This window comes from Georgenia wutianyii (assembly GCF_006349365.1).
Taxonomy (GTDB): domain Bacteria; phylum Actinomycetota; class Actinomycetes; order Actinomycetales; family Actinomycetaceae; genus Oceanitalea; species Oceanitalea wutianyii.
In genome coordinates this window covers 1933913-1952641 of the sequence record NZ_CP040899.1, presented here as the reverse complement: position 1 = coordinate 1952641, position 18729 = coordinate 1933913, and the positions used below count along the sequence as shown (strand labels likewise).

At 74.3% G+C, this 18729-nt stretch carries 18 protein-coding genes; 14 read left to right on the top strand and 4 right to left on the bottom strand.

The window, feature by feature from the left end; all coding sequences use genetic code 11:
• Positions 1-184: 184 nt before the first annotated feature.
• Genes FE251_RS08710 through FE251_RS08695 form a run of 4 tightly spaced genes read left to right on the top strand, consistent with a single transcriptional unit; the run spans position 185 to position 5274 of the window.
• Positions 185-2884 carry a GNAT family N-acetyltransferase gene (locus FE251_RS08710; protein ID WP_139948506.1) on the top strand — a complete coding sequence of 900 codons (2700 nt, stop codon included), beginning with the start codon at positions 185-187 and terminating at the stop codon, positions 2882-2884.
• Positions 2866-3450, top strand: coding sequence for a DUF5998 family protein (locus tag FE251_RS08705; protein WP_139071568.1), 585 nt, complete (start codon positions 2866-2868; stop codon positions 3448-3450). Before FE251_RS08710 ends, FE251_RS08705 begins: the two co-directional genes overlap by 19 nt.
• Positions 3447-4619, top strand: a complete 1173-nt coding sequence (locus FE251_RS08700) for an alkaline phosphatase family protein (RefSeq protein WP_230976372.1) — start codon at positions 3447-3449, stop codon at positions 4617-4619. The genes FE251_RS08705 and FE251_RS08700 overlap by 4 nt, the downstream gene beginning before the upstream one ends.
• A gap of 1 nt (position 4620) precedes the next feature.
• Positions 4621-5274 carry a thymidine kinase gene (locus FE251_RS08695; RefSeq protein WP_139071569.1) on the top strand — a complete coding sequence of 218 codons (654 nt, stop codon included), beginning with the start codon at positions 4621-4623 and terminating at the stop codon, positions 5272-5274.
• A 74-nt stretch (positions 5275-5348) separates the two neighbouring features.
• On the opposite strand, the gene sepH is transcribed toward FE251_RS08695, so the two are convergent.
• Positions 5349-6446 (bottom strand): septation protein SepH, encoded by a 1098-nt coding sequence (sepH, locus tag FE251_RS08690; RefSeq protein ID WP_139948505.1) that lies wholly within the window; start codon positions 6444-6446, stop codon positions 5349-5351.
• 129 nt (positions 6447-6575) lie between these two features.
• Between sepH and FE251_RS08685 the strand changes: the two genes are divergently transcribed.
• Both FE251_RS08685 and FE251_RS08680 read left to right on the top strand, forming a co-directional pair.
• Complete coding sequence (locus tag FE251_RS08685; RefSeq protein WP_139948504.1) at positions 6576-7379, top strand: inositol monophosphatase family protein; 804 nt, start codon at positions 6576-6578, stop codon at positions 7377-7379.
• 215 nt (positions 7380-7594) lie between these two features.
• Positions 7595-7894, top strand: coding sequence for a DUF4193 domain-containing protein (locus FE251_RS08680; protein ID WP_139071572.1), 300 nt, complete (start codon positions 7595-7597; stop codon positions 7892-7894).
• On the opposite strand, the gene FE251_RS08675 is transcribed toward FE251_RS08680, so the two are convergent.
• Entirely contained in the window at positions 7849-8358 is a 510-nt protein-coding gene (locus tag FE251_RS08675; RefSeq protein WP_168202693.1) for a DUF3093 domain-containing protein, read from the bottom strand. The genes FE251_RS08680 and FE251_RS08675 overlap by 46 nt on opposite strands.
• Positions 8359-8448: 90 nt before the next feature.
• Between FE251_RS08675 and dut the strand changes: the two genes are divergently transcribed.
• The 4 genes from dut to FE251_RS08655 are packed head-to-tail and all read left to right on the top strand — an operon-like array spanning position 8449 to position 10647.
• Entirely contained in the window at positions 8449-8922 is a 474-nt protein-coding gene (dut, locus tag FE251_RS08670) for a dUTP diphosphatase (protein WP_139948503.1), read from the top strand.
• Positions 8922-9632, top strand: a complete 711-nt coding sequence (locus FE251_RS08665) for a DUF3710 domain-containing protein (RefSeq protein WP_139948502.1) — start codon at positions 8922-8924, stop codon at positions 9630-9632. Before dut ends, FE251_RS08665 begins: the two co-directional genes overlap by 1 nt.
• A gap of 5 nt (positions 9633-9637) precedes the next feature.
• Positions 9638-9916, top strand: coding sequence for an OB-fold nucleic acid binding domain-containing protein (locus FE251_RS08660; protein WP_139071576.1), 279 nt, complete (start codon positions 9638-9640; stop codon positions 9914-9916).
• Positions 9913-10647, top strand: coding sequence for a DUF3159 domain-containing protein (locus FE251_RS08655; protein ID WP_139071577.1), 735 nt, complete (start codon positions 9913-9915; stop codon positions 10645-10647). The genes FE251_RS08660 and FE251_RS08655 overlap by 4 nt, the downstream gene beginning before the upstream one ends.
• On the opposite strand, the gene FE251_RS08650 is transcribed toward FE251_RS08655, so the two are convergent.
• Positions 10583-11257, bottom strand: a complete 675-nt coding sequence (locus tag FE251_RS08650; RefSeq protein ID WP_139071578.1) for a potassium channel family protein — start codon at positions 11255-11257, stop codon at positions 10583-10585. The two genes, FE251_RS08655 and FE251_RS08650, sit on opposite strands and share 65 nt — an antisense overlap.
• Positions 11257-11922, bottom strand: a complete 666-nt coding sequence (locus FE251_RS08645) for a potassium channel family protein (RefSeq protein WP_139948501.1) — start codon at positions 11920-11922, stop codon at positions 11257-11259. Before FE251_RS08645 ends, FE251_RS08650 begins: the two co-directional genes overlap by 1 nt.
• A gap of 39 nt (positions 11923-11961) precedes the next feature.
• On the opposite strand from FE251_RS08645, the gene FE251_RS08640 reads away from it, so the two are divergent.
• The 4 genes from FE251_RS08640 to FE251_RS08625 all read left to right on the top strand — a co-directional run bounded on the left by FE251_RS08640 (position 11962) and on the right by FE251_RS08625 (position 18653).
• On the top strand, positions 11962-13659 hold the full coding sequence (locus FE251_RS08640; protein ID WP_168202692.1) for a hypothetical protein: 1698 nt from the start codon (positions 11962-11964) through the stop codon (positions 13657-13659).
• Positions 13656-14975 (top strand): class I SAM-dependent RNA methyltransferase, encoded by a 1320-nt coding sequence (locus tag FE251_RS08635; protein ID WP_139071581.1) that lies wholly within the window; start codon positions 13656-13658, stop codon positions 14973-14975. Before FE251_RS08640 ends, FE251_RS08635 begins: the two co-directional genes overlap by 4 nt.
• A gap of 145 nt (positions 14976-15120) precedes the next feature.
• Positions 15121-17943, top strand: a complete 2823-nt coding sequence (locus FE251_RS08630; protein ID WP_139071582.1) for an aconitate hydratase — start codon at positions 15121-15123, stop codon at positions 17941-17943.
• A gap of 110 nt (positions 17944-18053) precedes the next feature.
• On the top strand, positions 18054-18653 hold the full coding sequence (locus FE251_RS08625) for a DinB family protein (protein WP_223147510.1): 600 nt from the start codon (positions 18054-18056) through the stop codon (positions 18651-18653).
• Positions 18654-18729: the final 76 nt, after the last annotated feature.

Here is an 18729-nt window from a genome sequence, read left to right as displayed (position 1 = left end):
GCGGGGCCGTCGTGGACCTGCCGATCGGCGCCGACCCGTGCGGATGTGTGCGGAACCTGCCACGACGTCGGGGACACGCGGGCGACACGCCGTCGGGAGGGGTGTCCCAGAGGCGTGCGGGGGAGTTGGTGGCAGGTGTCGTGAGGTGGGGCCGGGCGTCGGTGGCCGCAACTAGGGTGGGGCCATGAGCGAGGAGGCACCCCCGTACCCGGCGCACTGGGAGGCCGACGTCGTTCTGCGGGACGGCGTCCCCATGCACATCCGCCCCATCCGGCCCGAGGACGCCCAGGCGCTGCAGGAGATGCACCAGCGCCAGTCGCCCCTGTCGCAGTACTACCGCTTCTTCGCGCCGATGGAGCGGCTGAGCGACAAGGACCTCCACCGCTTCACCCACGTCGACCACGTGGACCGGGTCGCGCTCGTCCTCACGAGCGAGGACCGGATCCTCGCGGTCGGCCGGTACGACCGCCTCGACACCGACGTCGCCGAGGTCGCCTTCTACGTCGCGGACTCCGAGCACGGCCGCGGGCTGGGCTCGGTGCTCCTCGAGCACCTCGCCGCGGCGGGGCGCGAGCGCGGCGTGGCCCGCTTCACCGCCGAGGTGCTGCCCGCCAACGCCCGGATGATCCGCGTCTTCCGGGACGCGGGCTACGAGGTGCGCCAGGAGCTCGACGACGGCGTCCTCCACGTCGACTTCCACATCGAGGAGACGGGCCGCTCCTGGGCCGTCATGGCCGAGCGCGAGCAGCGCGCCGAGTCGCTGAGCATGCGCGCGATGCTCGCCGCCGGGTCGGTCGTCGTCGCGGCCCTCGGCGGCCCGGAGGAGGTCTACGCCCGGCGCGCCGCGGAGTCGGTCACCGCCGGCGGCTTCGACGGTCCGGTCCACCTCGTCGGGCTGCCCGGTGAGGGCGCGTACGCGACCCTCACCGACCTCGCCGCGCACGTCGCGGAGGAGGACCGGCCGGACCTCGCGGTCGTCGCGGGGGAGCCGGACGCCGTCGTCGCCGCGGTGCCCCAGCTGGCGCGGCTCGGTGTCCACGCGGTCGCGGTGCTCTCCGGCGGCTTCGCCGAGGAGGGCCCGGAGGGCCGCCGCCGGCAGGTCGAGCTCGGCCGCGCCACCCGCGCGGCGGGGATGCGCCTCCTGGGTCCGGCGTCCTACGGGCTCGTCGCGAGCGGGCCGGCGGGACGTCTCGCCGCCACGCCGCGCCCCGCGCCCGGCCCGGGCGGCCTCGCGCTGTTCAGCCAGTCGGCCGCTGCCGGCGCCGTCCTGCTCGGCGCGGTGGAGCGCCGCGGCATCGGGGTGCGCGGCTTCGTCTCCGCGGGCAACCGGGCGGACGTCTCGGGCAACGACACGATGCAGGCCTGGCAGGACGACGACGGCATCCGCGCCGCCGTCGTCAACCTCGAGTCGATCGGCAACCCACGCAAGTTCTCGCGCATCGCGCGCCGGCTCGGGGCGACGACGCCGCTCATCACCCTGCTCAGCGGGCAGACCGGCCAGCAGGTCCCGCCGGGCCACCGCGTGCGCACCACGCGCGAGCCGCAGCGGGTGCTCGCCGAGATGCTCGACCAGGCCGGGGTCATCCGGGCGCGCACCGCCGCGGAGATGCTCGACCTCGCCCAGCTCTTCGTCTCCCAGCCGCTGCCGCGCGGTCCGCGGACGGCGGTGCTGAGCAACTCCGGTGCCCTCACGAGCACGATCGCCGGCGTGGCGCGCAGTCACGGCCTGCGCCCCCGGCCCGCCGGGGAGGGACTCACCGCGCTGGCGACCGCGCAGGACTACGCACGTGAGCTCGCCCGCCTCCAGGAGGACGACTCGTGGGACGCGCTCGTCGTCGCCCACGTCCCCCCGTTCGGTGGCCCGGACCCGGCGGTGTGGCGGGCGGTCGCCGACGCCGCGGCCGCGGGTGACCGGCCCGTCCTCGCCTCGGGCGAGGGGCCGGCCGGCCTCACCGCGGAGCTGACGAGCGAGGGCCGCACGGTGCCCGCCTACGCCACCGGCGCCGACGCCGTCGCCGCGCTCGCGGGAGCGGTCGCCCACGCGCGGTGGCGCGCGAACGGGCGCGGTGAGCTCGTCGACCCGAGTGGCATCGCCCCCGCCCGCGCCCGTGAGCTGCTCGCCCCCGTCCTGCAGTCCCTCGAGGCGGGGGAGTCCACGCGCCTGGAGCCCGAGCTGGTCGCCGAGCTGCTGGCCTGCTACGGCCTCGACCTCGTGCCCAGCCTGGCGGTCACCACCCCGCAGGAGGCGGTCGCGGCCGCCGAGGACCTCGGCTGGCCGGTGGCGCTGAAGACCCGTGACGAGGTGCTGCGTCACCGGGCGGACCTCGGGGGCGTTCGCCTGGACCTGCGCACCGCGGAGGAGCTCACCGGCGCGATGACGGCGATGCGGCGCGACCTCGCGGCCACCGGCAGGGAGCCCGCGGCCTTCGACGTCCAGCGCATGGCGCCGCCGGGGGTGGCGTGCGTCGTGCGCGGGACCGAGGACGAGCTCTACGGGCCGGTCGTGTCCTTCGGGCTCGGCGGGGACGCCGTCGAGCTGCTCGACGACGTCTCCTACCGCATCCCCCCACTCACCGACGTCGACGTCGCGCAGATGGTGCGCAGCGCCAAGGCCTCCCCGCGGCTGTTCGGCCACCGTGGCCTGCCGGTGCTCGACGTGCGCGCCCTGGAGAACGTCATCGCGCGTGTGTCGGTCCTCACCGACGACCTTCCCGAGGTGCGCCAGATCCTCCTCAACCCGGTGCTCGTCGCCCGCCGTGGCGCGGCCATCCTCAGTGCCGTCGTCGAGGTCTCACCACCCGGGAGGGCCGACAGCGGCAGACGCGTCCTGCCCGGGGTGGGCGCAAGTGGTGCCAAGATGGAGCCGTGGACCGCCGCAACGTGAGGAACGACCTGCAGGCCCAGCTGGGCGCCGACCTGGACCGCGCCGGATACTACCCCCGGCTCGTCCAGGGCGTGCTCGACATCGCCCTGGCCGGTGAGGAGGTCCGCGCCTACCTCGTCCACCCGGAGACGACCTTCGACTCCCGCGAGGTGCGCCGCCACCTCACCGCGCTCGCGCTCACCCCGACGCGCCTGGTCATGGCGCACGTCGACGACGTCCCGGGTGAGGACGTGCCCTCCGCGGCGGCGACGACCGAGGCCGTGCCGCTCGGCCGCATCGCCTCGGTCGCCCTCACCCACGGCGTGAGCGACCCCGCGAGCACCCACGGCGGGATGCGCTCGGACGAGCTGACGATCGCCGTGACGTGGGGCGGCGCGCAGCAGGTCGACCTCGCGCCGGCCGGCTGCTCCGACCCCGAGTGCGACGCCGACCACGGCTACACCGGTCTGCTCACCCCCGAGGACGTCGTCGTGCGGGTCAGCGCGCAGGCCGAGGGCGACAAGGCGCTGGAGCAGGCGCTCGGCTTCGCCCGCGCCCTGTCCGTCGCGACGGTGTCGGCGACGTGACGCAGCCGCCCCCCGACCTGCGCATGCCGGACTACGAGGGCGGCAGTCTGCGCGCGGTGCTTCCCGCCGCACTGGACGCCATCGGCGCCCCGACGTCGTCCTCAGGGCACGACTCGGCGAGCGACCGGGCGGCCCTCGGGCTGCCCGAGGCGCGCAAGGTGTGCCTCGTCCTCGTCGACGGCCTCGGCGCCCACATGCTCGCCGAGCGCGGTGGCCACGCGCCCTTCCTGCGCTCCCACCTGCCGAGCTCGCTCACCCTCACGTGCGGCTACCCCTCGACGACGGCGGCCAGCCTCACGATGTTCGGGACCGGCTCCTGCCCGGGGCAGACCGGCATGCTCGGCTACACGGTGCGCAACGACGCCGACGGCTCCCTGCTCAACCTCGTGACCTGGGAGGAGGCGACGATCAGCCCGCGCGAGTGGCAGCCGCAGCCGACGCTCGTCGAGCGGCTCGGCGTCGACTCGTGGGGCCAGCGCGTCGCCAGCGTCGGCCCGGCCCGGTTCGTCGGGTCCGGCCTCACCGAGGCCGCGCTGCGCGGGCCCCGGTTCGTCGCCGCCGACTCCCTCGCCGACCGGGTCGACGCGGCGAGCTCGCTGCTGCGCGACCGCGGCACCGACCTCGTCTACCTCTACTGGGGCGACGTCGACAAGATGGGCCACCACCACGGCTGGGGGTCCTGGCAGTGGGGTGAGGCGGTCGAGCTCCTCGACTCCGAGATCTCCCGGCTCCGGCGCCAGCTGCCCGCCGGCACACTCCTGCTCGTCACGGCCGACCACGGCATGGTCGACCTGCGGCCGGACTCCCGGATCGACGTCGCGGCGACGCCCGAGCTCGACCGCGACGTCGTCCTCATCGCCGGGGAGCCGCGCGCCGTCCACGTCCACACGGAGCCGGGCACGGCGCCTGCCGTCGCCGATCGCTGGCGCGACGTCCTGGAGGACACCGCGTGGGTGCTGCTGCGGGAGGAGGCCGAGGAGATCGGTCTCTTCGGCCCGCTGAGCGAGCGCCACCGGGCCACCGTCGGGGACGTCGTCGTCGCCACCCGGGGACTGCGCGCCGTCGTCGACTCGCGGACCCAGACGCCCTCGTCGATCGCCCTCGTCGGTGTGCACGGCTCACTCACCCCCGCCGAGCTGGAGATCCCGCTGCTTCGGGTGGAGGTCTGAGATGGCCGAGCTCGTCTTCTTCGCCGGGACCATGGACTCCGGCAAGTCCACCCTCGCCCTCCAGATGGACTACAACCACCGGCGCCGCGGCCTGCAGGGGCTGATCTTCAGCCGCAACGACCGCGCCGGCACCGGGAAGCTCTCCTCCCGACTCGGCCTGCAGGTGAGCGCGGTCGAGGCCGACGACACCACCGACTTCTGGCAGGAGGTCGTCAACCGCCGCACGCGGGGCGAACGGGTGGACTACCTCGTGTGCGACGAGGCGCAGTTCTACGGCGCCGAGCAGGTCGAGCAGCTCGCCCGGCTCGTCGACGAGATGAACCTCAACGTCTTCGCCTTCGGCATCACCACCGACTTCCGCACCCGGCTCTTCCCGGGCTCCGCGCGGCTCGTCGAGCTCGCCGACCGGGTCGAGCAGCTCCAGGTCGAGACCCTGTGCTGGTGCGGACGGCGCGCCACGCACAACGCCCGCACGATCGGGGGCCGGATGGTCACCGAGGGCGAGCAGGTCGTCGTCGGTGACACGGTCGCCGAGGAGCGCGCGGAGGGCGCCGTCGGCTACGAGGTGCTGTGTCGACGGCACCACTCCCGGCGGATGACCTCCGCCTCGGCGCACGCCGTCGAGCTCAGCCCGGGCACCCTGCAGCTCGGCTGACCCACCACCCGGCCGACCAGCCGTCGGCGACCAGCCGTCGGCGCGTGCCGTCACAGCCGCGAACCCGTGCGCGGCTACTCCGGCTTCGCGCCGAAGACGATCTCGTCCCAGCTCGGGACGCTCGCCCGGCGACCACGGCTGGAGCGGCGCCTCGGCTGCTCCTTGGTCTCCTGCTCACCGGGCGTCGCGCGGGGGCCGGTGCGAGCGGTCTGCTGCTCGGAGGACGGCGTCGGCTGCGCGGGGGCGGTGCGCTCGTCGGCGGAGGCGCTCGGTGCCGGGACGGCGGCCGGGCGGATGTCGCGGGGGAGCGGCAGCACCTGGGCGTCGACCGCCTCGTGCGGCCGGGAGGCCGGCGGGTGCGCCGCGGGCGGCAGGTCCCAGTCCTCGTCGTCCTCGACCGCCTCGAGGTCGAGCTCGGGGCGGGTGCCGCGCGAGGCGCGCAGCTCGGCGAGGAGGTCGTCGGTGCTCACGGCGGGCAGCGCTCCGAAACCGAGGTCCTCCGGCTCGGAGAGGTCCGCGTCGAGCGCCTCGAGCGCGGGCCCGAGGTCCCCGTCGGCCTCGACGTCGTAGAGCCGGACGGGCACGAGGTGGCGGCGGGAGGGGGAGGCGGGGGCGACGTCGGTCTCCGACAGCCAGCGTGCCTCGTCGTCGATGGCGTGGGTGGAGCGGGCGGCCATGTCGACCTCCCAGCGCGCCTCCCGGTGCTTGTCGCCGGCGGTGAAGCGGGCGACGAGCTCCCAGGCGCGGTCCTGGCCGCGGACGGCGTCCCACTCGATCTCCGGCGCGCGCACCCCGCGGGTGGCGAGCCGGTCGAGCACGAGGTCGCCGAGCCTGGGGGAGTCCTCGGCTCGTCCCACCGTGAACCGGCGGGCCTGCTCGACCACCCAGGACCGCTCGGCGAGCACGGGACCCTCGTAGCGCTGGACGTGCTCGACCGGCAGGCCCGCGGCCTCGGCCACCTCCTGGGCGGAGGCACCGGCGCGGATGCGCGCCTGGATCTCCTTGGGCCGCAGCCCACCGTTCGCGCGGATCTGCTCGAGCTGCGGCCGGTCACGTCGGACGGCAGCGCGCAGCGCGTCGTCGACCAGCAGCGTGTAGCGCTGGCCGTCCGGCCCGGAGAGCGTGAGTCGCTCACCGTCGCTGTGCAGCCCGACGAGTTCGAGCTCTAGCATGTCGTCCCCCTTCGAGGTCTTCCCCACGAGGGTGCCACTGCATACGGCCCGGATGCCGGATTGCGGTCGGTGTGTTCCGCCCGGCCTGGGACCATGAGACAGGCCACATGCCCGAGGAAGGACCACACGATGACCGACGCCCCCGACAACGCCGAGCTCATGAGGACGGCCGAGCTGGTCGCCCGGGAGGCCGGTGACCTCATCCGCTCCGCGGTGACCGTCTCGGTCGCCGCGACGAAGAGCAGCGGTGTGGATCTGGTCACCGAGGTGGACCAGGCGGCCGAGGCGCTCATCCGCCGCCGGCTCGCCGAGCTGCGCCCCGAGGACGGCGTGCTCGGGGAGGAGGAGGGCCGCCACGAGGGCACCTCCGGGCTGGTGTGGGTCGTCGACCCGATCGACGGCACGACGAACTTCGTCTACGGACTGCCGAGCTACTCGGTGAGCGTGGCGGTGGCCCGCGCCGACGACGAGGACCCCTACGCGTGGACGCTGCTCGCCGGCGCCGTCCACGCACCGGCCACCGGCCGGACGTGGACCGCCGGGCGCGGGATCGGGGCGTACGCCGAGAGCGAACGTCTCACCGTGGCGGGGGCGGCGAGCCTCGACACCGCCCTCGCCGGGACCGGCTTCGCCTACACGGCCGAGCGGCGCGCAGGGCAGGCGCGCGTCCTCACCGAGGTGCTCCCGCGGGTGCGCGACATCCGCCGGCTCGGGTCCGCCGCGGTCGACCTCTGCCTGGTCGCCGAAGGCCGTCTCGACGTGTTCTTCGAGCAGTACCTCAACCCGTGGGACATGGCCGCGGGTGCCCTGACGGTGACCGAGGCGGGCGGCGTCGTCGAGCGCCTGGGCACGGGTGTGAATGCCGTCACGGTGGCCGGCCCGCCCGCGCTCGTCGCGGACCTCGTCGGGGTCCTGAGGCCGCTGCTCGACTGAGCTCGTCGACCCTCCGGTGGCCCAGCCCGCGCGGAACCCGTCAGGAACGTGTCCAATGCCACGGTGACGAAAGTGGCGCCGTCGGCGACTATGCGGCCGGCGATGGGGCAGAATCCGGGTGCCGCGGGAACAATCCGAGGCTCGCGGCGTTCTTTGATACGGCACAGGACGTGCCCCCGAAATCACGACTAGACGAACCGGAGCGTGACGTCTACATGGCGACCGACTACGACGCGCCTCGTAAGAACGAGGAGGACCTCTCCGAGGACTCGATCGAGGAGCTGAAGGCCCGTCGGGCCGAGAAGGCCTCACCCTCGGTCGACGAGGACGAGGCGGAGGCAGCCGAGGGCTTCGAGCTCCCCGGTGCTGACCTCAGCAACGAGGAGCTCTCGGTTCGAGTGCTGCCCCGTCAGGCAGACGAGTTCACCTGCTCGCGCTGCTTCCTCGTCCACCACCGCAGCCAGCTCGCCTACGAGGACGGCGGCCAGCTCGTCTGCTCGGAGTGCGCTGCCTGACCTGCCCGACCCAGGGCGGCCGCGAGCCGCTCCGGGTGCCGGCTGGCCACGAGCCAGTACGGCGCCGGGTCACGCGGGTCGGTGACGGCCACGCGCACCCCCTGCCGCACCCACGGGCGCTGGCAGACATAGGCGCGGGCATCGGCCTCCGGCCCCATGACCGCGACCATCCTCTCGGCGTCGAGCCTCTCGGTGATCCCGAGGTGCTCGGCGCCGATGTGTGCCCGGCCCGCGGTGAGGGTCGGTCCCTCACCCTCCTCCGGGCTGCCGAGGTCGACGAGGACCAGCGGCGAGGTCACGAGGAGGGCGAGCACGATGCCGAGCGCGGCGAGCGCGCCGACGACGTACCCGCCGGTCTCGTTCAGCGGCCAGACGACCGCTCCGACGGCGAGGCCGGAGAGCACCCCCAGGACGAGGTTGACCGGGCGCGGCCACAGCCGCTCACGAAAGATGACGGAGTCCACGGTCCCACTGTGCCACCGCTCGCGGTCTGCCCAGGGACCGGCGCCCGGACGAATGAGGAGTTCGCGGTGGAGGTCAGTACAGTCGCGGGCGTGACTGACATCGTCGACGTCCCGCTGCTCAAGCTCGACCCTGACCTGCCGAGCCCGTCCTACGCGCACCCCGGCGACGCCGGCGCCGACCTCTACGCGCGCCACGACGTCGAGCTCGGCCCGGGGGAGCGGGCGGTGGTCCCCACCGGGGTGGCCATCGCGCTGCCCGAGGGCTGGGCGGCGTTCGTCCACCCCCGTTCCGGACTGGCTGCCCGTCACGGGGTCACTGTCGTCAACGCTCCGGGTACCGTTGATGCAGGGTTCCGCGGTGAGATCCATGTGATCCTGCTCAACACCGACCTGCGGCAGCCGGTCCGCCTCGCACGTGGCGACCGGATCGCCCAGCTGGTCCTCCAGCGTGTTGCGCAGGCACGGTTCACCGAGGTGCAGGACCTGTCCGAGTCGGCCCGCGGCACGGGCGGTCTGGGTTCGACAGGCGGTTGGAAGACCGCCGGAGCAGGAGGCGAGGACTGATGGGGCTCTTCTCACGACGCCGCAAGGCTGACCAGGAGCCGGAGCAGGTGGACCCCACCGCGCAGGAGGAGGTGGCCGAGGAGCGGCCGCGTCCGGAGCGCGGGCCCTGGGACGTCGCCGACATGCCCGAGCTCGGCCAGCGGATCGACCTCGGCACCCTGCGCGTGCCCGCCCGCCCGAACCTCAAGGTGCGTATGGAGCTCGACAAGCGCACCCGCCAGATCGTCGCGGTCAGCCTCTCCGTGCCCGGCTCGGCCCTTCAGGTCCAGGCCTTCGCCGCGCCGCGCTCCGGCGGGCTGTGGGAGGAGCTGCGCCCCGAGCTGACCGCCTCGGTGGAGAAGCAGGGCGGCACCGCCGACGAGGTCGACGGCCCGTTCGGCCGCGAGATCCTCGCCCGCCTCCCCGTGACGACCCAGGACGGGCGCATGGGTCACCGCCCGGCGCGCTTCGTCGGGGTCGACGGCTCGCGCTGGTTCCTGCGCGGCGTCATCAGCGGCCGCGCCGCGATCGACCCCGACGCCGCCAAGGAGCTCGAGGACCTCTTCGCCGACGTCGTCGTCGTCCGCGGGCAGGAGGCGCGCCCGCCGCGCGACGTCCTCACCCTGCAGATGCCGGGCAAGGCTGTCGCCGCCGAGGCCACCCCCGAGCCTGCCGAGACGACGTCCTTCGACCCGCTGACCCGCGGGCCGGAGATCACCGAGATCCGCTGACCCCCGTGACCCGGTCCGTGGCCGAGGCCCGCCCGCGCGAGCGCATCGAGGTGGGCGGCGTCGTCGTCGCCCTCACCCACCGTCCGTCGTCCGAGCCACCCGGCCTCGTCGCGCGCCTCGACGACGGCACCGGGGAGATCGACCTCGTGTGGCTCGGCCGGCGCGAGGTGCCCGGCATCACGCCGGGCCGTCGTCTCGTCGCCGAGGGCATGGTCTGCACCGGGGCCCTGCGTCCCACGATCTTCAACCCCGCCTACCGGCTCCTTCGCGAGGACACCCCATGACCAGCCCAGACCAGGACGCCGCGCCCGAGGCGCAGGGCGCCGCGCCCGAGGCGCAGAGCGCCGCCGACGCGGTCGCCCGCTCCCGCATGAGCCAGCTCGCGGGGGAGGACTTCTCCCTCGCCGAGGCGATCGGCGGGGTCCGCGGGCTCGTCGAGTCCGTCGCGCCGGGCCTCGTCTTCGTCGTCGTCTACCTCGTCTCGGGGCACCAGCTCGCAGCGCCGATCATCGCCTCGCTAGCCGTGGCGGTCGTGCTCGTCGTCGCCCGGCTCGTCGGCGGGACGCCGGTCACCCAGGCGCTCGGCGGGGTGGTCGGCGTGCTCATCGGCGTCGTGTGGGCGTGGCGCTCGGGCCAGGCGCAGGACTACTTCGCCTTCGGGCTGTGGACCAACGCGGCCTACGCGGCCGCGCTCCTGGTCAGCGTGATCGTGCGCTGGCCGGTCGTCGGGGTCGTCGTCGCGCTGCTCCGCCAGGAGGGCTTCGGGTGGCGCACCGACCCGGACCAGCGGCCGCGGCTGCGCCGCTACACCGCCGCGACGTGGCTGTGGATCGCCCTGTTCGTCGCACGCCTGGCCGTCCAGGTGCCGCTGTACCTCGACGCCGCGACAGCGTGGCTCGGCACCGCCCGCCTCGTCATGGGCGTGCCGCTGTGGGCGCTGGCGCTGTGGGTCACCTGGCTGCTGGTGCGGGAGCGACCAGCGCCTGCAGCGACGCCTGATCAGCCCGCTCACTGAGCACGAGGACCAGCCGGTCCCCGGCGACGAGCTGCTCGTCGGGGTCCGGGGGCAGCGGCTCACCGCCGCGGATGATCGCGGACAGGAAGCAGCCCGGCCCCCACACGACGTCGCGCACCGTGCGACCGGCGACGGGGGACTCCGCGGCGAGGGTCACCTCGTGCAGGCTCGTGCCCGAGCCCTGGAAGCTGAAGATCCGCACGAGGTCCCCGACGGTCACCGCCTCCTCGACGAGCGCCGTCATGATCCGCGGCGTGGACACCTGGACGTCCACGCCCCACGCCGAGTCGAACAGCCACTCGTTCTTCGGGTTGTTCACCCGGGCGACGACGCGCGGGACGCCGAACTCCGTGCGGGACAGGAGCGAGACGACGAGGTTGGCCTTGTCGTCCCCGGTGGCCGCGACGACGACGTCGCACTCACCGACCCCGGCCGCGGCGAGGCTGGAGATCTCGCAGGCGTCGGCGAGCTGCCACTCCGCGTCGGCGACCGAGGCGATGCGCATGGCGGCCGGCTGCTTGTCGACGAGCGTGACCGTGTGGCCGTGGGCGAGCAGCTCGCGGGCGATCGAGCGTCCGACGCTCCCGGCGCCGGCGATGACGACGCGCATCAGTCCTCCTCGGGTGGCGGGCTGCCGGCGATCCGGCCGGCCCGCTCGACGGCGTCGGTGCGGGCCAGGACGTGGAGCACGTCGCCGTCCTGCAGGACGGTGCGGACGTCCGGCAGGAACGCCGAGCCGCGGCGGGTGAGGTAGGCGGCGCGGGCGCCCGAGGCCGCCTCGAGCGCGGTCACCGGCCGGCCCACCCAGCCGTGGTGGACGTCGACCTGGACGAGGGCGACCTGGCCCGAGCGGTCCCGGAAGTCGGCGACGCCGCCGGTGGGCAGCAGTCGGCGGAGCATCTGGTCGGCGGTCCACCGGACGGTCGCGACGGTCGGGATCCCGAGCCGCTCGTAGACCTCGGCGCGGCGCTGGTCGTAGATCCGCGCGACGACGTGCTCGACGCCGAACGTCTCCCGCGCCACCCGGGCGGCCAGGATGTTGGAGTTGTCCCCGTTGGAGACCGCGGCGAAGCCGTGGGCGTCCTCGATGCCGGTCTGGGACAGCGCGTCCCGGTCGAAGCCCAGACCGGTCACCCGCTGCCCGGAGAAGTCCTCCGGCAGGCGTCGGAAGGCGTCGGGGTTCTGGTCGAGGACCGCCACGGAGTGGCCCTGCTCCTCCAGCTGCGTGGCGAGCGAGGCGCCCACCCGTCCGCAGCCCATGATCACGAAGTGCACAGCGGCACGCTACCGTGCGGCGCCCTAGCATGAGGCCCCGTGAGCACACGTCCCGCCACCCTCCACCAGGCCCTGACCGGCGAGCCGGTGCGGCGGGAGCGGCTGCCGGTCCCCGGGGCCGCGCTCACGGTCCTCACCGCCGCCGCCATGTTCGGCACGCTCGGCTCGCGAGCCGCGGACCTCGCCGCCTGGGTGGTCCTCGTCCTGGGCGCCGTGCTCGCCCTCGCGCTCGCCGGTCTGCGCCGCCTGCCCGACGCGCGGGAGGTGCGCCGCCACCTCGGCCCGTGGCCGGTGGTCGCCGCCTCGTCCGTGCTCGAGCGGGTGCTGCTCATCGCCGCCTCGGTGTCCCTCGCCGTCGTCCTGCTCGGGGTGGCGGTGCCCGCCGTGCGTGACCGCGGACTGCTCCCCGTGCTCGTCCTCACCGCCGTCGTCCTCGTCGTCCACCTCACCGCGCCCAGCCGGGAACGGTGGCGGGCCCTGGCGGCGGTCGGGTGGACCGGTGCGGCCGTCGTCGTGCTGCTCGTCCTCATGGCGACGGTGGGCCTGGCCTCCGGCGCCGACAGTGACGTGCCCGACCCCAGCAGGGCGGCGGCGGGCGGTGGCGTCCTCGCGGTCCTCGTTGCGGGTGCGCTCAGCGGCGTCCTGCTGCGCCCGGCGCTGCCGGGCCACCGCGGCCGGCCCGTGGCCGACCGTCGCGGGACCGCGCGCTCGCTCGCCGCCGGGGCCGGGGTCCTCGTCACGCTCGTCGCCGTCGCCGCAGGCGTCCCGGCCGGCGGTGAGGAGCCCACGATCCTCGGCGTCGCGGACGTCGGTGCCCCGCACGTGCTCGTCCAGGTGTGTGCGGTCCTCCTCGCCGTCGTCCTCCTCGTCACGGCCGTGACGTCGTTGTCCGGGGCGGTGCTGCCGGCCCGGCCGGGCGAGGCGCCCGCCGGGCGGGAGACACGCACCGGTGCCGTCCTCCTCGCCGCGGGGGCTGCGCTCGCCACCGTGCTCGCGTCCGACGTCGTCACGCTGGTCGTCTGGTACGCCGTCGTCATCCTCCTGGCCACCGCCCTCACACTGCACACCGGCCGCCGGCTCTGGAGCCGCGCCCTGGAGACGCTCTACCAGCCCGCCGCGCGGGACCGCGCCCGCGCCGGCCGGACGGTGACGACGGTGGCCGGGGCGGCGGTGTGCGCCAGTCTCGTCCTCGTCGCCGTGCCCGGCTGGCCCGCGGTGCTCGCGATCGCGCTCGGGTCGGCGATGATGTGGGGCGTGAGCCGACACGACCGCGAGCTGCGCGCCGCCCTCGCCCACGTGGGCCAGGACCGGCCGCTTCCCACGGCCGTGCGGGCGTTCGTCGTCGTCCACGCCGTCGACCGGCCGGCCGTGCGCGCCGTCGCCTACGCCCGCGCCCTGCGGGCCACCTCGCTCGAGGCGCTCACCGTCCCACGCGGGGAGCAGGAGGCCGCCGCCCGGCGGGAGCAGTGGGCCGCCCTCGACGTGCCCGTCCCGCTCGTCGAGCTCGCCGCGACGCCGGCGAACCCCGACACCGCGGTCGTCGAGCACGTCGCCACCGCGCGACGGGCGGAGCCTGCCGGGCTCGCCGTCGTCTACCTGCCCGAGCTCACCGCCCGCGGGCCGCTGCGCCGCCTCCTGCTCGGCCGGCGCACCGCGCGGCTGCGCGCCCGGCTGCTCGCCCTGCCCGGCACCGTCGTCACCACCGTTCCCTGGCCTCTGGAGGAGACCTCACCATGACCGACGTCCTCACCGGGGTGACCATCGGGTCACCCGCCCACGGCGGGCACTGCGTCGCCCGCGTCGACGGCCGGGTGGTCTTCGTGCGCCACACCGCGCCGGGCGAGGTCGTCGACGTGCGCCTCACCGAGGCGGGGGAGGGCCGCAAGTTCTGGCGCGGGGACGCCGTCGCCGTCCACGAGGCCTCCCCGGACCGCGTGCCCAGCCGCTGGCCCGAGGCCGGTCCCGGCGGGGTCGGCGGCGCCGAGCTCGCCCACCTCACGCTGCCCGCGCAGCGCCGGTGGAAGGCCGAGGTGGTGCGCGACACGCTGCGCCGCATCGGGCACGTCGAGCTCGAGCAGCCGCTCGAGGTCCACGCGCTCGGCGAGGACGACGCCCGCGACGGCCTGGCCACCCGCACCCGCATCGACCTCGTCGTCGACGACGCCGGCCGGGCGGGCATGTTCCGCCACCGCAGCCACGACGTCGTCGCGCTGGGCGAGATGCCGCTCGCCGTCCCCGCGATCACCGAGCTCGACCTCTTCGCGCCCGGCCGCTGGCAGGGCGTCCCGGCCGGCACCCGGCTCGACGTCGTCGCCCCCAGCGACGGCCCGGCCGTCGTCCTCGCCGACGGTCGGCAGCTCGACCTCGACCACCCCGGCCGCGCGTTCCGGCGCGAGGAGCGTCAGGCGCGTGCCGGCCGGCCCGACCGCGGGCGCCGCCCCCGTGGGCAGGAGGCACCCGCGCAGCGGGTGGCCGTGCGCGAGCAGGTGTCCTCGGCCGTCGGCGACCTGTCCTACCGGGTGGACGCCACAGGGTTCTGGCAGGTGCACCGCGACGCGCCGGCCACGCTCGTCGCCGCAGTCCTCGACGCGCTGCGCCCCGAGCCCGGCGCGCGGGTCGTCGACCTCTACTCCGGCGCGGGTCTGTTCACCCTCCCGCTCGCGCGGGCCGTCGGGGAGCGCGGACGGGTGGACGCCGTCGAGGTCAACCAGCGTGCCGTCAAGGACGCCCGCCGCAACCTCCACGCCGACCCTCAGGCCGTCCTCCACGTCTCCGGCGTCACCGCCACCGTCATCGAGGGCCTGGGCGCGAAGGGCTCGGTCGACGGCATCGTCCTCGACCCGCCGCGGTCAGGGGCGGGGGCGCCGGTGATGAACGCACTCACCGAGCTGCGGCCGCGGCGGCTCGTCTACGTCGCGTGCGATCCCGCCGCGCTCGCCCGGGACCTGCGCACCGCCCTCGACGGTGGGTACGAGCTCGTCGCGCTCGACGCCTACGACCTCTTCCCGCACACCCACCACGTCGAGTGCGTGGCCGTGCTCGAGCCGCGCTGACCGACGCGCCGCACTCCGGGCGTGACTTCACCGCCCGGACAAAGTATCTTGACATCGAGATAACGGGTGGGGCCGCTGCGCCGCACGCCACCGCCCGTGGGACGATGACCGAGCAAGCGCAGCAGCGAAGCGGCAAGGAGCACAAGTGAGCGTCGACAGCTTTGGAGCCCGTTCCACCCTCCGGGTGGGCGAGCAGGACTATGAGATCTTCCGACTGGACGCGGTTGAGGGCCTGGACCGGCTGCCCTACAGCCTGAAGATCCTCGCCGAGAACCTCCTGCGCACCGAGGACGGGGCCAACGTCACCGCCGACCACGTCCGTGCGCTCGCCGCGTGGGACCCGCAGGCCGAGCCGGACACCGAGATCCAGTTCAGCCCCGCCCGCGTCGTCATGCAGGACTTCACCGGCGTCCCGTGCATCGTCGACCTCGCCACCATGCGTGAGGCCATGGCCGACCTCGGCGGCGACCCGACGCGGATCAACCCGCTCGCCCCGGCCGAGCTCGTCATCGACCACTCCGTCGTCGTCGACGTCTTCGGCAACGCCCAGGCCTTCGCCCGCAACGTCGAGCTCGAGTACGAGCGCAACGGCGAGCGCTACCAGTTCCTGCGCTGGGGCCAGACCGCCTTCGACGACTTCAAGGTCGTCCCCCCGGGCACCGGCATCGTCCACCAGGTCAACGTCGAGTACCTCGCCCGCACGGTCATGACGCGGGAGAGCGACGGCGTCACCCAGGCCTACCCGGACAGCTGCGTCGGCACCGACTCCCACACCCCGATGGTCAACGGCCTCGGCGTGCTCGGCTGGGGCGTCGGCGGCATCGAGGCCGAGGCCGCCATGCTCGGCCAGCCGATCAGCATGCTCATCCCCAAGGTCGTCGGCTTCCGGCTCATCGGCGCCATCCCGGACGGCGCCACCGCCACCGACGTCGTCCTCACGATCACCGAGAAGCTGCGCGAGCACGGCGTCGTCGGCAAGTTCGTCGAGTTCTACGGCGAGGGCGTCGCGGCCGTGCCGCTCGCCAACCGCGCCACCATCGGCAACATGAGCCCCGAGTTCGGCTCGACCGTCTCGATCTTCCCGGTCGACGACGTCACCCTGGACTACCTGCGCCTCACCGGCCGCCCCGCCGAGCAGATCGCGCTCGTCGAGGCCTACGCCAAGGAGCAGGGCCTGTGGCACGACGCCACGCGCGAGGCCGCCTACTCCGAGTACGTCGAGCTCGACCTCTCGACCGTCGTCCCCTCGATCGCCGGCCCCAAGCGCCCGCAGGACCGCATCGCGCTGAGCAACGCCAAGGACCAGTGGCGCGCGGACATCAAGAACTACGTCGTCGACGGCAACGACGTCGAGGGCAGCCCGCTCGACAAGGAGCTGGCCGACACCTTCCCGGCGTCCGACCCGCCGAGCCACGACCCGGAGCAGGAGGAGGCCACCGAGGCCGGTCGCCCGGTCCACTCCGCCGCAGCGCCCAGTGCGAAGGACCGCCCGAGCAAGCCCGTGCGGGTGACCCTGGAGAACGGCACCGACGTCGAGCTCGACCACGGCGCCGTCGTCATCGCGGCCATCACCTCGTGCACGAACACCTCCAACCCGACCGTCATGCTCGGCGCCGCCCTGCTCGCGAAGAAGGCGGTGGAGAAGGGCCTGGAGACCAAGCCCTGGGTCAAGACGTCGATGGCACCCGGCTCCCAGGTCGTGTCCGGCTACTACGAGAAGGCCGGCGTGTGGCCCTACCTCGAGAAGCTCGGCTACCACCTCGTCGGCTACGGCTGCACGACGTGCATCGGCAACTCCGGCCCGCTGCCGGAGGAGATCTCCCAGGCGGTCAACGACAACGACCTCGCCGTCGCCGCGGTGCTGTCCGGCAACCGCAACTTCGAGGGCCGGATCAACCCGGACACGAAGATGAACTACCTCGCCTCCCCTCCGCTCGTCATCGCCTACGGCCTCGCCGGGACGATGGACTTCGACTTCGAGGCCCAGCCGCTCGGGCAGGACAAGGACGGCAACGACGTCTACCTGCGCGACATCTGGCCCAGCCCGGCCGAGATCGACGCCGTCATCGCCGGTGCCGTGAGCCAGGAGATGTTCGAGGAGGACTACGCCGACGTCTTCGCCGGCGACGAGCGCTGGCAGTCCCTGCCCACCCCGGAGGGCAACACCTTCGCGTGGGACGCGGAGTCGACCTACGTCCGCAAGCCCCCGTACTTCGAGGGCATGGCGGCCGAGCCGGAGCCCGTCTCCGACATCTCCGGCGCGCGCGTCCTCGCCAAGCTCGGCGACTCGGTGACCACCGACCACATCTCCCCGGCCGGTGCCATCAAGCCCGACAGTCCCGCCGGGCGCTACCTCGCCGAGCACGGCGTCGCCCGCAAGGACTTCAACTCCTACGGCTCGCGCCGCGGCAACCACGAGGTGATGATCCGCGGCACCTTCGCCAACATCCGCCTGCGCAACCAGCTCCTCGACGGCGTCGAGGGCGGGTTCACCAAGAACTTCCTCACCGGTGAGCAGGACTCGATCTACGACGCCTCGATGGCCTACCAGGAGGCCGGCGTCCCGCTCGTCGTCCTCGGCGGCAAGGAGTACGGCTCCGGGTCCTCGCGCGACTGGGCGGCCAAGGGCACGACGCTCCTCGGCATCAAGGCCGTCATCGCCGAGAGCTTCGAGCGCATCCACCGCTCCAACCTCATCGGCATGGGCGTCCTGCCCCTGCAGTTCCCGGCCGGTGAGAACGCCGAGTCCCTCGGGCTCGACGGCACCGAGACCTACGGGATCTCGGGCATCACCGAGCTCAACGAGGGCCGCACGCCCCGCACGGTCAAGGTGACCGCCGCGAAGGAGGACGGCACCTCGGTGGAGTTCGACGCCGTCGTGCGCATCGACACCCCCGGCGAGGCGGACTACTTCCGCAACGGCGGCATCCTCCAGTACGTCCTGCGGAGCCTGGCGAAGACCGCCTGACCCGCGCAGCACGCCGACGGTACCGTTCGCTCCCGCACCAGCGGGCGCGGCGGTACCGTCGGCGTTCCTGATCTCGGCACGGGCCGCGGCCGGCGAAGGAGGAAAGGTCCATGAGCGAGGCCACCGGAGGACTGCCGGAGCTCGACTGGTCGATCCTGTCCGTGCCCACGCCCAGGGCGATGGCGCTCGGGCAGCTCGGCTTCTCCTGGGTCGAGCTCGCCGGGCGGCTGGCGAGCGTCACCCAGGAGGAGTTCACCTGGGAGCCGCGACCCGGCACGCTCAACGTCGTGCGCCGCGGTGAGGAGCGCACGCCGCGCACCCTGGGCACGGGGGAGTGGGTCGCCGAGTGGCCCGGCGCCGAGGACCACCCCGGCCCGCGCAGCATCGCCTGGCTCGTCGCCCACCTCACCGAGGCGTACTTCGAGCGGTGGGAGTGGACGTTCGGCGAGCGGCGCCGGCGCCGTGCCGACGCCGTCGTCCACGGCGAGGTCGACGCAGCCCGCGCCGAGCTCGCCCGCTGGGTCGAGGCGTGGCGCACCGGGGTGGAGTCCGTCGATGACGAGGACTTCATGACGGTGGGCCTGAGCCAGGCGACCGAGATCGACGCCGCCTCACCCTTCGGGCACCTCGTCCTCCACATGAACCGTGAGCTCATCCACCATGGCGCGGAGATCTTCGTCCTCACCGACCTGGTCCGTGCCGCTCCCTGACCTCCGGAGCGGGTAATCTCACCCTTCCTGGTGCCCGGGGCGTTGTCGCGGCGGGCGTTCGTCGGACGTAAGGTGA

Excerpts from the sequence above, each read along its gene's own strand:
- FE251_RS08650 (WP_139071578.1), bottom strand. The coding sequence starts at position 11,257 with ATGCGCGTCGTCATCGCCGGCGCCGGGAGCGTCGGACGCTCGATCGCC.
- FE251_RS08680 (WP_139071572.1), top strand. The coding sequence starts at position 7,595 with ATGGCGACCGACTACGACGCGCCTCGTAAGAACGAGGAGGACCTCTCC.
- FE251_RS08625 (WP_223147510.1), top strand. The coding sequence starts at position 18,054 with ATGAGCGAGGCCACCGGAGGACTGCCGGAGCTCGACTGGTCGATCCTG.
- FE251_RS08635 (WP_139071581.1), top strand. The coding sequence starts at position 13,656 with ATGACCGACGTCCTCACCGGGGTGACCATCGGGTCACCCGCCCACGGC.
- FE251_RS08655 (WP_139071577.1), top strand. The coding sequence starts at position 9,913 with ATGACCAGCCCAGACCAGGACGCCGCGCCCGAGGCGCAGGGCGCCGCG.
- FE251_RS08665 (WP_139948502.1), top strand. The coding sequence starts at position 8,922 with ATGGGGCTCTTCTCACGACGCCGCAAGGCTGACCAGGAGCCGGAGCAG.
- sepH (WP_139948505.1), bottom strand. The coding sequence starts at position 6,446 with ATGCTAGAGCTCGAACTCGTCGGGCTGCACAGCGACGGTGAGCGACTC.
- FE251_RS08685 (WP_139948504.1), top strand. The coding sequence starts at position 6,576 with ATGACCGACGCCCCCGACAACGCCGAGCTCATGAGGACGGCCGAGCTG.
- FE251_RS08710 (WP_139948506.1), top strand. The coding sequence starts at position 185 with ATGAGCGAGGAGGCACCCCCGTACCCGGCGCACTGGGAGGCCGACGTC.
- FE251_RS08695 (WP_139071569.1), top strand. The coding sequence starts at position 4,621 with ATGGCCGAGCTCGTCTTCTTCGCCGGGACCATGGACTCCGGCAAGTCC.